The following is a 15,465-nucleotide window of genomic DNA, read 5'->3' on the forward strand; positions in this document are numbered from 1 at the left end:
GTCGCGGGCGGTGAGCCCGCGACCACCGGTCAGACGCCGAGTTCGCGGTCGATGAGGTCGAACACCTCATCGGCGGTGGCCGCCGTCAGATCCTGCTCATCCGCCTCCGGCTCATCGGACTCCCGGGCGGTGGCGGCGTACTTCCACACCAGGGCCTGCAACCGGTTCACCAGACCGGCCCGCCGCGGGTCGCCGGCCGACAGCCCGGCCAGTGCGGCCTCGAGCTCGTCGAGGTGTCCGGACACCGGATGTGCTGCCGCCCCGGCCTCCCCCGGGTCCACCTCGGTCAGCAAATGGCCCGCCATCGTCCGAGGTGTCGGATAGTCGAAGACCACCGTGGTCGGGAGGCTCAGCCCCGTGGCGGCGCGCAGCCGGTTCCTGAGTTCGACGGCCGCGATGGAGTCGAACCCCAGCTCCTTGAACGGGCGGTCCGGCTCGACCGACTCCGGCGCCGGGTAATGCAGTACGGCGGCCACATGGGCCCGTACCAGCGCCAGCAGCCGCTCGACCCGCTCATCCTCCGGCAAGGCGCCCAGCTCCCGCCGTAGCGCCGACGCCTCGTCGCCGACGGTGTCCTCCACGGGGCCCCGCGCGGTCTCGATGGCCTGGCGGGCGGCCGGGACACCGTCGAAGAGCCTGCTGGGGCGGGCGAGGGTGAACAGCGGCGCGAAGCGCTCCCATCGCACATCGGCGATCGTGACGCTCGGATCGTCGTGGTCGAGCGCCTGGCGCAGTGCGGTGAGCGCCAGCCGTGGGTCCAGCGGGGACAGGCCCTGCCGCCGGGACCGATCGGTGTGCGGGGCCGACGGGGTTTCTGCGACGTCCGGGGTGTCCGGGGTGTCACCACCGTACGGCGCGTCTGGAGTGTCACCCCCGTACGGCACATCCGTTGTGTCTCCGCCGTACGGCAGGTCCCATAGGCCCCACGCGATCGAGATGGTGGGCCGGCCCTCGGCCCGGTCGCGCCGCGCCAGTGCGTCGAGGCAGGCGGTGGCGGCCGCGTAGGAGCCATGGTCCTTGCTGCCCCAGGACGCGGCGACGGTGGAGAAGTAGACCACGGTGTCCTCGGGACCCATGTCGCACAGTTCGTCCAATGGCCGCCCGGTGTCGTCCAGATGGGCGCGGATCTCCTCGGCCAGCCGCCGCGGGGTGAGTTCCATCAGCGGGGCCAGCTCACCGGAGGCCGCGGTGTGGACGATCGTCCCGATCCGTCCGCTCGCCTGCGCCACCCGCTCGAGGAGGTGTGCGGTGGCTTCCCGGTCGGCGGGCGCGTGGTCCGCCACGGTGAGTCCGGTGCCGAGCGCGTCGAGTTCGGCCTTCAGCTCCACGGCGGCGGGCGCGTCGCCACCTCCGGGGCCCAGCATCACGATGTGTGCCGCGCCGTCGGCGGCAAGGCGGCGGGCGACATGGGCGGCGGGTCCGTCGGCGGCTCCGGTGATGAGCACGGTGCCCCGGGGTTTCCAGGTGCGCCGCGGGGCGCGGCCGCCGATCGGGGCGGGAATCAGCCGACGTCCATACGCACCCGCCGGGCGCAGCGCCGCCTCGTCCTCGCCACAGGCCCCGGTGAGCAGGGCACACAGCCGACGCGCGTCCAGGCTGTCCGGGCTCGCGGGCAGGTCCACCAACCCGCCCCAACGGTCGGGGTGTTCCAGGGCGGCCACCCTGCCGAGCCCCCACAGCTGGGCCTGGTGGGGAGCGTCCAGGGGGTCGGAGTCGTCGATGGAGACCGCGCCGTGGGTGGCGCACCACAGTGGCGCGGGGACGGCCGCGTCCACCAGCCCCTGGAGCAGGATGAGCGTGCCGGTGAGGCCGGGGGCCACACCGGGGAGAGGTGGTGTGTCCTCGTCCAGGGCCAGCAGCGACAGTACGCCGGTCGGTGGTGTCTCCTCGGCGTACCGGGAGCGCAGCAGCGCGGCGAGGCCCTCCCGGTCGGTGTCCCCGTCCATTTCCAGCAGGCGCACCTGGCCGCCGTCCGCGCCCAGCGCCCGTACGCAGGCGTCCGTCCAGCCGTCGGAGGCACTCTTCGGGTGGACCACGAGCCAGGAGCCCGCGGTGGTGGGGGCGGTGTCGGGGACGGGCTGCCACTCGACGCGGTGGCGCCAGGAGTCCACGGCGGAGCGCTGACGCCGCCCGCGACGCCATGTGGAGAGCGCGGGCAGTACGGTGCCCAGCGAGGTCCGGTGGCCGGTGCCGTCCGGGAGGCTCAGCGTCTCGGAGAGCGCGCTCAGGTCCTCGCCCTCCACCGCGGCCCAGAACCGGGACTCCTCCTCGTCCGCCGGGGACGCGGTGTCGAAGGACACCAAGTCGGCCAGCCAGTACCGCTCGCGCTGGAAGGCGTAGGTGGGCAGTTCGACGGTGCGCGGGGCGGCCGGGCCGGTGGGGTGGAGCGTGGTCCAGTCGACCGCGACACCCGCCGTGAAGGCCAGCGCGAGGGACTGGAGCAGCCGCTCCCGGCCGCCGTGGTCGCGGCGGAGCGTGGGTACGGTGACCGCCTCGGTCCCGGCTTCCTCGAAGCTCTCCTGCATTCCCACGGTCAGCACGGGGTGGGTGCTGCTCTCGATGAACACGCGGTGGCCGTCGGCCAGCAGCGCCTGAACGGTGTCGGCGAACCGCACCGGCTCACGGAGGTTGGTCACCCAGTAACCGGTGTCCAGCCCGGTGGTGTCGATCCGGCCGGCGGTGACCGTGGAGTAGAACGCCACCGTGGACGCGACCGGCCGGACACCCGCCAGAGCCTGCGCCAGCTCGTCGGCGATCTCGTCCACCTGGGGGCTGTGCGAGGCGTAGTCCACCTCGATCGGCCGGGCCCGGTCGCCCGCCTCCCGACACGCCGCCACGGCGTGCGCCACCTGCTCGGGCGGCCCCGAAATCACCGTGGACGAAGGGCCGTTGACGGCCGCCACGCCAACGGCTGCCGCCCGGTCACCCAGCCCGGCCAGCAGGTTACGGGCCCGCTCCCGGCTCACCCCCAGGGAGGCCATCGCCCCGCCACCGGCGAGCCGCCGCAGCGCCTTGCTGCGCAGCGCCACGACCTTGGCGCCGTCCTCCAGCGACAGGGCCCCGGCCACCACGGCCGCCGCGATCTCGCCCTGGCTGTGCCCGATCACCGCCGCGGGACGTACGCCGTGACCCGCCCACACCGCGGCGAGCGACACCATCACGGCCCACAGGACGGGCTGCACCACATCGACCCGGCCCAGGTCGGCCGCCCCGTCGGCACCTCGCAGCACATCGGTGAGCGACCAGTCGACGTACGGTGCCAGCGCCCGTTCGCACTCCGCCACGCGAGCCGCGAACACGGCCGAGGTGCTGAGCAGTTCGGCGCCCATGCCCGGCCACTGTGAGCCCTGGCCGGGGAACACCAGCACCGGGCCGAGCTCCCCGGCCACCACGGCGCCACCGGAGTGGACCAGGCCCGGGTGCGTTCCGCCGGTGGCCAGCGCCTCCACGGCCGCCACCAGTTCCGCACGGGTCTCGCCCACGGCCACGGCCCGGTGGTCGAACACCGACCGGGTGGTGGCCAGCGACCAGCTCACATCGGCGATGGACGGCCCCGGTTCGTCGGCCATCCGCCGGACGAGCGCGGCCGCCTGCCCCCGCAGGGCCTGGTCGCCACGGGCGGACAGCACCCAGGGCACCACCGCCGTCCCCGACTCCTCGGGCGTGGCGGCGGCTGGCTCCTCCGGCACCGCCTCCTCCGATGCGGCCGGGGAGCTGGGCTCGGGGGCCTGTTCCAGGATCAGATGGGCGTTGGTGCCGCTGATCCCGAAGGAGGACACCCCGGCCCTGCGGGGGCGCTCGCCCGTCGGCCACGCCACCGGCTCGGTCAGCAGCCGCACCCCGCCACCCTCCCACTCCACATGCGGGGTCGGCTCATCGATGTGCAGGGTGACCGGCAGCATCTCGTGCCGGAGCGCCATCACCATCTTGATCACACCGGCCACACCGGCGGCCGCCTGGGCATGGCCGATGTTGGACTTGAGCGAGCCCAGCCACAGGGGCCGTTCACCGGGCCGGTCCTGTCCGTAGGTGGCCAGCAGGGCGTGTGCCTCGATGGGGTCGCCGAGGAAGGTTCCGGTGCCATGGGCCTCCACCGCGTCGACCTGGTCGGGGGCGAGGCGTGCGCCGGCCAGCGCCTGGCGGATCACCCGTTCCTGCGATACGTCGTTGGGCGCGGTCAGTCCGTTGCTGGCGCCGTCCTGGTTGATGGCCGAGCCCCGGATCAGGGCCAGCACCCGATGTCCGTTGCGCCGCGCGTCGGAGAGCCGCTCCAGCAGGACCAGGCCGACGCCCTCGGAGAAGCCCGTGCCGTCCGCGCCCGCCGCGAAGGACTTGCAGCGGCCGTCCGGGGCCAGCCCGCGCTGCCGGGAGAACTCGGCGAAGGCGGTCGGTGTGGTGAGCGCGGTGACTCCGCCGGCGAGCGCCAGATCGCATTCGCCCTGCCGCAGCGCCTGCGCCGCCAGATGCATCGCCACCAGCGACGACGAACACGCCGTGTCCACCGTCACCGCCGGGCCTTCCAGGCCGAAGGTGTACGCCACCCGTCCGGAGACCACACTGGTGAGGCTGCCGGTCGTGGCATAGCCTTCGAAGCCCTCGGGGACCCGGGGCATCCTGGACAGATAGTCCTGGCTGGACACGCCCGCGTACACCCCGGTCCGACTGCCCTTCATCGTCATCGGATCGACACCCGCGCGCTCGAACAGCTCCCAGGACACCTCCAGCAGCAGCCGCTGCTGTGGATCCATCGCCAGGGCCTCGCGCGGGCTGATCCCGAAGAACTCCGCGTCGAAACGGTCGGTGCCGTCCGTGCGGTCCGTACCGCCCAGGAATCCGCCGTGCCGGACGTAGCTGGTGCCGGGGTGGTCGGGGTCCGGATGGTAGAGGCCGTCCAGATCCCAGCCGCGATCGGTGGGGAACGCGGTGATGCCGTCGCCACCGGACGCCACCAGCTCCCACAACTCCTCGGGGCAGCCGACACCACCGGGATAGCGGCAGGCCATGCTCACGATGGCCACTGGCTCCTGGGAGCGCTCCTCCATCTCGCGCAGCCGCTGACGGGCCTGCCCGAGATCCACCGTGACCCGCTTCAGATACTGGCGGAGTTTCTCTTCCGTACCCGACATCAGTCCTCACTCGCGATCAAGAGGGCAGTTCCCTGTCGATGAACTCGAACAACTCGTCGTCCGACGCGGAGTCGAGGCCGCCCCCGTCCGCGGTGGCGTGGTCCTCGCCGGTGGCCTCGGCCGGTGCGTCGTCGCCGAGCCGCCACAGCAGCGCCTCCAGGCGCTTCGCCAGCCGGCCGCGGGCCTCGTCGTGGGGAGCGAGCCGTGCCACCGCCGTTTCGAGTTCCTCCAGCTCGCCGAAGCCGGGCGCCGGGGTGTCCGGCCGCGCGGGGCACAGCTTCTCGCGCAGTTCGGCGGCGATGGCCGAGGGGGTGGGGTGCCTGAAGACGACGGTGGCGGGCAGCCGCAGCCCGGTGGCGGCGGCGAGCCGGTTGCGCAGTTCGACGCCGGTCAGCGAGTCGAAACCCAGGTCCTTGAAGGGGGTGTCGGCGGACACCGCCCCGGCGTCGGTGTGGCCCAGCACCGCCGCGGCCTGCGTGCGCACCAGCGTGAGCAGGATCCGGTGCTGTTCCTCCGCGGGCACCGCCGTGAGCTGGGCCACCAGACCTGCGGCGGGCGCCCCGGTGGCGGCGGTACGACGTGTGGTCGTACCGCTGTCGAGGAGCGTGCGCAGCAGGGCGGGCAGGGTGTCCGCGGGCTGAGCGGACAGGGCCCGGAGGTCGAGCTGGACGGCAGCGGGCCGCGGGTCACCATGCCAGCAGGCCGCGTCCATCAGCCCCAGCGCCCGCTCACCGGACATGGCGGCGATACCGGACCGGGACATCCTGGTCAGGTCCGCCTCGTCCAAATGCCCGGTCATCCCGCTGGCATCGGCCCACAGCCCCCAGGCCACCGAGACCGCCGGGAGGCCCATGGCCTGGCGGTGGATGGCCAGCGCGTCACAATAGGCGTTGGCCGCAGCGTAGTTGGCCTGCCCCGGGCTGCCCATCACCCCCGCCGCCGAGGAGAACATCACAAACATGCCGAGCCGCAGATGCGCGGTGGCGGCGTGGAGATGGGCCGCGGCCATGGCCTTGGGCCCCCACACCCGCGCCAGTCGCCCCGGGGTCTGTGAGGTGACCATCGCGTCGTCCAGCACACCCGCCGCGTGCACGACACCGGTGAGGGGGTGCGCCGGATCGACGCCCGCGACGAGGTCGTACACCGCGGCGGCGTCGGTCACGTCCACCGCGGCGATCCGCGCCTCGGCGCCCAGCTCACCCAGGCGGGCCACCAGTTCCTCGGCCCCGGGCGCGTCCATGCCGCCGCGGCTCACCAGCAGCAGGTGGCGGATGTTCCAGTGACGGACGAGGTGCTCGGCGACATGCCCGCCGAGCGTTCCGGTGCCACCGGTGATGAGCACGGTGCCGTCCGGGTCCACCGGAGCGGGGACGTCCAGCACCAGCTTCCCGGTGTGCTTGGCCTGGCTCAGATACCGCAACGCCTCCCGCGCCCGGCTCAACGGCCACGCCCGCACCGAAGGCGGCTCCAACGCACCGGAGGCGAACAACTCACCCAACTCGCACAGCATTTCACCGATACGGTCCGGACCGGCATCGGTGATCAGGTCGTAGACCCGGTAAGTCACCCCGGGGTGCTCGGCCGCGACCAGCTCCGGGGTGCGGACATCGGTCTTGCCCATCTCCAGCAGACGGCCGCCCTCGCGCAGCAGACGCAGCGACGCGTCGACGAAGGGCCCGGCGAGGCTGTTGAGCACCACGTCCACACCACGGCCACCGGTCGCCTCCCGGATCGCCTCCTCGAAGGCCAGATCACGCGAAGAAGCCCGGTGCGCCGCATCGACACCCATCGCCTCCAGCACCCCATGCTTGCCAGGGCTCGCCGTCGCATAGACCTCCGCACCCAAGTGACGCGCGATCCGCACCGCAGCCGTCCCCACACCACCGGTCGCCGCATGGATCAGCACCCGTTCCCCCGCTTGGAGCCCGGCGAGGTCCGTCAGTCCGTACCAGGCGGTCAGACAGGCCACCGGTACGGCCGCCGCCCGCCGGAAACTCCAGCCGTCCGGGATCGGTGCCAGCAGTCGCGCGTCGGTGACCGCCAGCGGCCCGAACGACTGGTCGAGGACGCCCATGACCCGGTCGCCCACGGACACATGGGTCACCTCGGGGCCGATGTCCACCACCACTCCGGCGCCCTCACCGCCGAGTCCGGTCTGCCCTGGCACCATGCCCAAACCGACCAGCACATCACGGAAGTTGACACCGGCGGCGCGTACGGCGACGCGCACCTGGCCCGCGCCCAGGGGCTCCAGAACCTCGGGGCAGGGCACTGGTACGACGTTCTCCAGGGTCGCCGTGCCCGCCGTGTCCAGCCGCCACGCGTCCGGCTGCGCCACGGGGCCTACGAGCCCCGCGCCCCCGGTACCGGCATGGACCAGGCGGGGCACCAGCGCCCGTCCGGCCCGCAGGGCCAACTGGGGCTCGTCCGTCTCCATGGCGCTTGCCGCGGCGATGCGCAGGGTGGCGTTTGGGCGGAGGTTGGCGTCGGTGTCTGCGTCTGCGTCGAAGTCGTCGTCGCTGTCGATGTCGCTGTCGCTGTCGAGGAGGACGAACCGGCCGGGGTTCTCCGACTGTGCGCTGCGTACGAAGCCCCACACGGCGGCTGCGGCCAGGTCCACCCGGGTGGTGCTCTCGGGGCCGTCGACCGTGACCGCGCCCCGTGTGACCAGCACCAACCGTGCTTCCGCCAACCGCGGTTCGGCGAGCCAGCCCCGCACCAACGCCAGCGCCCGTTCCGTCGCCGACAGCGCCTCGGCCGACGCTTCCTCGGCGCCCTCACCGATGGGCCTGGTCGGCTCGGTCATATCGGCAAGAACGACGAGCGGTACGGGCTCGTCGTCACCGAGTGCCGCGACCAACGCGGCCGGATCCGGGTGGCCGCCGACGCCCAGGACCGCCCAGCCATCGTCCCAGGGGGCCGCCTTTCCGGCCCCGGCCGCCACTCCTCCGGCTTCGGCCGCCACTCCCCCGGGCCCGGCCGCCACTCCCCCGGGCCCGGCCGCCACCTCTCCGGTACCGGCCGCGAGCGGCAGGGGTGTCCACTCGACGGTGAACAGACTGTCGGTGGCGTGGCTGCCCGGAGCCACCGCCGCCCGCAGCTGATCGACGCTCGCCGGCCGCATCGCCACGGAGTCGACGGTCAGCACCGGAGCACCGACGGCGTCGGCCACCGTCAGCCGCAGTGCGCGCTCGCTATCGGCGTTCTCCTGGTGGGGAGAGAGCCGCACCCGGACCGTGGTCGCCCCGGCCGCCCACAACGTCACGCCGTTCCAGGCGAAGGGCAGCCACACGCGGCCATCGGTGGGTTCGGTACCGATGGTCTCGGTGCCATCCGTATCGAGTTGGTCGATGAGGAGTGCGGGATGCAGCGCGGCGTCCAGCAGCGCCGGGTGGATGCCGAATCCGGCCTGCTCCCCGGCGGCCTCGGGCAGGACCACCTCCGCGTACACATCCGCCCCGTCGCGCCACACCGCTCGCAGCCCCTGGAACGACGGCCCGTACGCATACCCCGAGGCGGCGACCCGGTCGTAGAACCCCTCGACGCCGAGCGATACCGCACCGGCCGGAGGCCACGCCCCGCCCAGACCCGACGCATCGTCGGAACGGTCCGAGGGCGGGCTCAGCACACCCTCCGCATGGCACACCCATCCGGTGGCGGACGCTCCCTCACCGGCGGGCCGGGAGTACACCCGCACATCGCGCCGCCCGTCCTCAGCAGCCTCGCCCACGACGACCTGCACCCGCAGCCCGCCCGACTCCGGGAGCACCAACGGCACTTGAAGCGCCAGCTCCTCCACACCACCACAGCCGACCTCGTCGGCCGCCCGCAGCATCCACTCGGCCAGCGCCGCCCCCGGGACCAGCACCGCGTCCGCCACCACATGCTCGGCGAGCCACGCATGCGTACGCGCCGAAATCCGGCCCGTCAACACATGGCCACGGCCATCGGCGAGTTCCACGGCGGCGCCCAGCAGCGGATGTCCGGCGGAGACCAGCCCGAGGTCGGCCGGATCGCCGACCCGTCCGCCGTGGCCGTCGAGCCAGTAGCGCTCACGCTGGAACGCGTAGGTGGGCAGGGCGACCATGCGGGGTGCCGGGGAGCTCGGATACAGGGTGGTCCAGTCGACGTCGACCCCGGCGGTGAACGCCTGGGCGAGCGAGTGGAGCAACTGCGCCTGGCCACCGTGGTCGCGGCGCAGGGTGGGCACGGTGACGGCCGGGATATCGGCTTCGTCGAAGGTCTCCTGCAAGCCGAGGGTCAGTACGGGATGGGTGCTGGCCTCGATGAACACTCGGTGGCCGTCCGCCAGCAACGCCTCAACGGCATCGGTGAACCGCACCCGCTCACGGAGATTGGTCACCCAGTAGCCGGTGTCCAGGTCCGTGGTGACGGCACGACCACCGGTCACGGTCGAGTAGAACGCCGTGCCCGAACCGGACGTGTCGAGTGGGCGGATCCCCTCCAGCACCCGCGTCAACTCATCGCGGATTTCTTCGACTTGAGGCCCGTGCGAGGCATAGTCAACCTCGATCGGCCGCGCTCGCTCCCCCACCTCCTGGCATGCGGCTACGACAGCGGCCACCTGCTCCGGCGGACCCGAAACCACCGTCGAGGAAGGCCCGTTGACAGCCGCGACGCCCACTCCAGCGGCCTGATCTCCCAGGTCGGAGAGCAGTTGGCTCGCCCGTTCCTGGCCGACGCCGAGGGAGGCCATCGCCCCACCACCGGCCAACCGCCGCAACGCCTTACTCCGCAGCGCCACGACCTTGGCGCCGTCCTCCAGAGACAAGGCCCCCGCGACAACGGCCGCCGCGATCTCACCCTGGCTATGGCCCACCACCGCCGCAGGACGTACGCCGTGTCCGGCCCACACCGCCGCCAGCGACACCATCACCGCCCACAGGACGGGCTGGACCACATCCACCCGCCCCAGATCGGCCGCGCCCTCCGCGCCCCGAAGCACATCCGTGAGCGACCAGTCCACATAGGGCGAAAGCGCCCGCTCGCACTCCGCCACCTGGGCCGCGAACACCGGCGACACTTCCAGCAGCTCGGCACCCATACCGGCCCACTGCGAACCCTGGCCGGGGAAGACCAGCACCGGACCCGGGCCCCCGGTCAGCGCCACCATACCGGACCGCACCACGCCCGGATGCGACACACCCTCCGCCAACGCCTCTACGGCGGCCATCAGCTCAGCCGGGTCATCGCCCAACGCCACCGCCCGATGCTCGAACACCGACCGTGTGCTGACCAACGACCACCCCACATCCACCGGCGAAAGCTCGGACGCGTCACCCACCCGTTCAGCCAACGCCGCTGCCTGGCCGCGCAGCGCCTCCGCGCTCCGAGCCGAGAGCACCCACGAAACCGTGCCCACGTCGGAGGAGACCGTCGGCGTATCTTCGGCAGGCGAAGAGGGAGCCTGTTCGAGGACCACATGGGCGTTGGTGCCGGAGGCGCCGAACGAGGACACACCGGCCCGACGCGGCCGCTCGCCCTCCGGCCACTCCACCGCCTCGGTCAACAGCCGCACCGCACCACTCGCCCAATCCACATGCGGGCTCGGCTCATCGATGTGCAGGGAAGCGGGCAGCAATCCATGGCGCATCGCCTGCACCATCTTGATCACACCAGCGACACCCGCCGCCGCCTGCGTATGCCCGATGTTGGACTTGATCGAGCCGAGCAGCAGCGGCTGTTCGGAGAGGCGTTCCTGCCCGTACGTGGCCAGCAGCGCCTGCGCCTCGATCGGATCACCCAACGTCGTACCCGTGCCATGCGCCTCCACCGCATCGACATCCGCGGCCGAAAGACCGGCGCTCGCCAACGCCTGACGGATCACCCGCTGCTGCGACGGACCGTTCGGCGCCGTCAACCCGTTCGACGCACCATCCTGGTTGACAGCCGAACCACGGATCACCGCCAGGACATCATGGCCGTTGCGCTGAGCGTCCGACAGCCGCTCCAGCAGCAGAACGCCCACACCCTCGCCCCAGCCCGTCCCATCAGCAGCCGCGGCGAAAGGCTTGCAGCGGCCATCGGGGGCCAGACCACGCTGACGGGAAAAACCCGTGAACACATCCGGCGTGGCCATCACCGTCACCCCACCGGCCAACGCCAGCGTGCACTCCCCCTGCCGCAACGCCTGCGCCGCCAGATGCATCGCCACCAACGACGACGAACACGCCGTATCCACCGTCACCGCAGGACCTTCAAAGCCCAGCGTGTACGCCACCCGACCCGAAACCACACTGCCCGAACCCGCGAGCATCGCATAGCCTTCGAGCCGCGCATCACCGCTGTTCAGCCCGGCCGCGTAGTCGTGGTACATCACACCCGCATAGACCCCGGTCGAGCTGCCCTTCAACGACACCGGATCGATCCCCGCCCGCTCCAGCACCTCCCACGACGCCTCCAACAGCAACCGCTGCTGCGGATCGGTCGCCAGCGCCTCCCGCGGATTGATCCCGAAAAACGCCGCGTCGAACGCATCCGCGTCGTAGAGGAAGGCACCCTCGTTGGCATAGCTGGTGCCCGGGTGGTCGGGGTCCGGATGGAACAGACCGTCCAGATCCCAGCCCCGGCCGGTCGGAAACGCCCCCATCACGTCCTTCCCCGAGGCGACCAGGTCCCACAGCGCCTCTGGGGAGTTCGCACCTCCCGGGAAGCGGCAGGTCATGCCGACGATCGCCACGGGATCGTCCGCATCGGCCCGCACCGCGAGAGGAGCACGGGAAACGGCTGTCTCGCCGGTCAGCCGGGTGCACAAATACTCCGCCAACGCGAGAGGCGTCGGATAGTCGAACACCAACGTCGCCGGCAACCGCAACCCCGTCACCACCGACAACCGATTACGCAACTCCACCGCCGTCAAGGAATCAAAACCCAACTCCTTGAACGCCACGTCCACCCGCACCTCACTCAACGAACCAAACCCCAACACCACCGCCACACCACCCCGCACCACATCAACCACCACACCCAACCGAGCGGCAGCGTCCAACCCCACCAACCGCCCAACCAACCCCGAACCCAACAGACCACCCTCAGCAGCCCGGCGCCTGACACGACCACCCACCAACCCCCGCAACACCACAGGAAGATCCACGCCAGCCGCCCCGGCCGGATCGAGGTCCACGGCCACCATCAGCGGGTGCGCGAACCGGCGTGCGGCGTCCAGCAGGGCCAGTCCGCGCTCGGACGACAACGGCTTCATCCCGCGCAGTCGTGTGAGGTCCGCCCGGCCCATATGCCCGGTCATCTCGCTGGCCTGCGCCCACAGCCCCCATGCCAGCGAAAGTCCGGGCAGCCCCAGCTCCCGCCGGTGGGCGACCAGCGCATCGACAAACGCGTTCGCCGCCGCGTATCCGGCCTGGCCCGCGTTGCCCACGACTCCGGCGGCCGAGGAGAACATCACAAACATACGGAGCGGAAGATCCGCGGTGGCGGTGTGCAGATGGGCGGCCGCCGTGGCCTTCGCCGCCCACACCCGCGCCACCTGTTCCCGAGTCTGCGAGGTGACCATCGCGTCATCCAACAGCCCCGCCGCATGGATGACACCGGTCAGCTGATGCGCCGAGTCGATCCCCGCCACCACATCGGCCACCGCGTCGGCGTCCGTGACGTCCACCGCGGCGATCCTCACCCCCGCGCCGAGGTCACTCAGCCGTTCTGCCAACTCCGGTGCGCCGGGCGCGTCCGGGCCGCGACGGCTGACCAGAACCAGATGCTTGACGTGCCACGTACGCACCAGATGCTCGGCCACCAGACCGCCCAGCAGACCCGTGCCACCGGTGATCAGCACCGTGCCATCCGGGTCGAGCCCAGCAGGCGTCAACCCTTCTGACTCCGCCTCGTCGGCGCCACCGGTGTCACGCGCGCGCATCAGCCGGGGCACCATCGGCCGCCCGGTACGCAGCGCCACCTGCGGCTCATCCGCCCGTACGGCACGGACCACGGCGTCCGCCACTTCGCCTGCGGCCGAATCGGTGGCTTGGTGAAGGTCGAGGAGGACGAACCGGTCCGGGTGCTCCGCCTGCGCGCTCCGCAGCAGGCCCCACAGCCCCGCTGCGGCCACATTCAGCGCGCCGTCGCCGGAATCCTCGCCGTGAGGGCCGTCGATGGACACCGCACCGCGTGTCACCACCACCAACCGGGCGTCGGCCAGCCGCGGCTCGGCCAACCACCCCCGCACCAATTCCAGGGCTTCGCCGACGGCAGCCAAGCCATCAGCCGCCCGCGCCACGGCTCCGGCCTCCGCCGGATCACCGTCGGCGGGCAGATAGGTCACGGCGAAGGCGGGAGGTGGCGCGCCATCGTCGAGCGCTGCGACCAGCGCTTCGAGATCCGGGTGGCACACCACTCCCCCGCCGCCGAGTCCGGGCTCCTCGGCCAGATGCAGGGAGTCCTCGCCCAGTACGACCCAGCCCATGGCGTCGGACGCGTCCACGTCCAGCAGACCGGGCATCGGAATCCAGTCCAGTGTGAACAGCCCATCGGCGCCACGTCCGTTCCCGGACCGCAGCTGACCAGGGTCGGCAGGGCGCATCGTCAGGGAGTCGACCGTCAGCACCGGGGCGCCCATGGCATCGGTCACAACCACCCCCAGCCCGCGCTCCCCCACCGCACCGTCCTGATCGGGAGAGGGGTGGCGGGGCGAGAGCCGGACTCGGACCGTGGTCGCCTCCGTGGCCCACAAAGACACGCCGTTCCAGGCGAACGGCAGCCTCATGCCCTCGTCGTCGGCTGATTCGGTCTCGGCGGCGAGCAGCATGGGGTGCAGAGCTGCGTCGAGCAGTGCCGGATGGATGCCGAACCCGTCCGCGTCCCCGGCCGCCTCGGGCAGCGCCACCTCGGCCAGCAGATCCGCACCGTCCCGCCACACTGCGCGCACGCCCTGGAACGATGGCCCATACGCATAGCCCGCAGCCACGGCACGCTCGTAGAACCCCTCGACATCCATCGGCTTCGCGCCCTCGGGAGGCCAGACTCCCGCCAGTCCCTCGGCCGCGCTCGGCGCGGTCGACGGGCTCGACGGGCTCGACGGGCTCAGGACGCCCTCCGCATGGGACACCCAGTCCGGGTCCGCGCCGGGCTCAGCATCGCGGTCGGGCCGGGAGTACACCCGTACATCGCGCCGCCCGTCCTCGGCAGCCTCGCCCACCACGATCTGCACCCGCAGCCCGCCGGACTCCGGTAGCACCAACGGCACTTGCAACGCCAGCTCCTCGACGCCGCCGCAGCCCGCCTCATCGGCCGCCCGCAACGCCCACTCCACCAACGCCGCACCCGGCACCAGCGACGCTCCGGCGACCACATGGTCACCGAGCCAGCCGTCGCCGCCGGTGGCCGACACCCGTCCGGTCAGCACCAGCCCGCCACCGGCAAGGCCCACCGCCGCCCGCAACAACGGGTGTTCCACCCGCTGAAGCCCCGCGGCACCCACATCGCCGACCCCGCCGGTGGCAGTGGCCCAGTAGCGCTGGCGCTGGAAAGCGTACGTGGGCAGGTCGACGGTACGAGGGGTGGGGTCGGCCGGGAACGCGGCCGACCAGTCGACATCGACCCCGGCGGTGAACGCCTGGGCGAGCGAGTGAAGCAACTGGTCCTGGCCACCGTGATCGCGCCGCAGGGTGGGCACGGTGACGGCCGGGATATCGGCCTCGTCGAAGGTCTCCTGCAAGCCGAGGATCAGTACGGGATGGGTGCTGGCCTCGATGAACACCCGATGCCCGTCCACCAGCAGCGCCTCTACGGCATCGGTGAACCGCACCTGCTCACGGAGATTGGTCACCCAGTAGCCGGTGTCCAGGTCCGTGGTGACGGCACGACCACCGGTCACGGTGGAATAGAAGGCCGTGTCCGAACCGGATGTATCGAGCGGACGGATACCCTCCAGCACCCGCATCAACTCACTGCGGATTTCGTCCACCTGAGGTCCGTGCGAGGCATAATCCACCTCGATCAGCCGCGCCCGCTCCCCCGCCGACTGGCATGCGGCCACCACAGTAGCCACCTGCTCCGGCGGACCCGAAACCACCGTCGAAGAGGGCCCATTGACAGCCGCGACACCTACACCAGCAGCCTGATCTTCCAGACCCGACAGCAGTTGGCCCGCCCGCTCCTGGCCGACGCCGAGGGAAGCCATCGCCCCGCCCCCGGCCAACCGCCGCAGTGCTTTGCTGCGCAGGGCCACCACCTTCGCCCCGTCCTCCAAAGACAGCGCCCCCGCAACAACGGCCGCCGCGATCTCACCCTGGCTATGACCCACCACCGCCACAGGACGCACCCCATACCCCGCCCACACCGCCGCCAACGACACCATCACCGCCCA

The 15,465-nt window shown here is 71.9% G+C and carries 2 protein-coding genes; both read right to left on the reverse strand.

Annotated features, from left to right (window positions below; all coding sequences use genetic code 11):
- Positions 1 to 29 precede the first annotated feature (29 nt).
- Positions 30 to 5,126, reverse strand: a complete 5,097-nt coding sequence (locus tag AB0E24_RS45600; protein WP_359385902.1) for a type I polyketide synthase — start codon at positions 5,124 to 5,126, stop codon at positions 30 to 32.
- A gap of 16 nt (positions 5,127 to 5,142) precedes the next feature.
- Positions 5,143 to 15,465, reverse strand: a 10,323-nt coding sequence (locus tag AB0E24_RS45605) for an SDR family NAD(P)-dependent oxidoreductase (protein WP_435865402.1), incomplete at its 5' end; no start/stop codon positions are given.

Origin of the sequence: Streptomyces malaysiensis subsp. malaysiensis, from assembly GCF_040653035.1 — a bacterium.
GTDB lineage: Bacteria > Actinomycetota > Actinomycetes > Streptomycetales > Streptomycetaceae > Streptomyces > Streptomyces malaysiensis.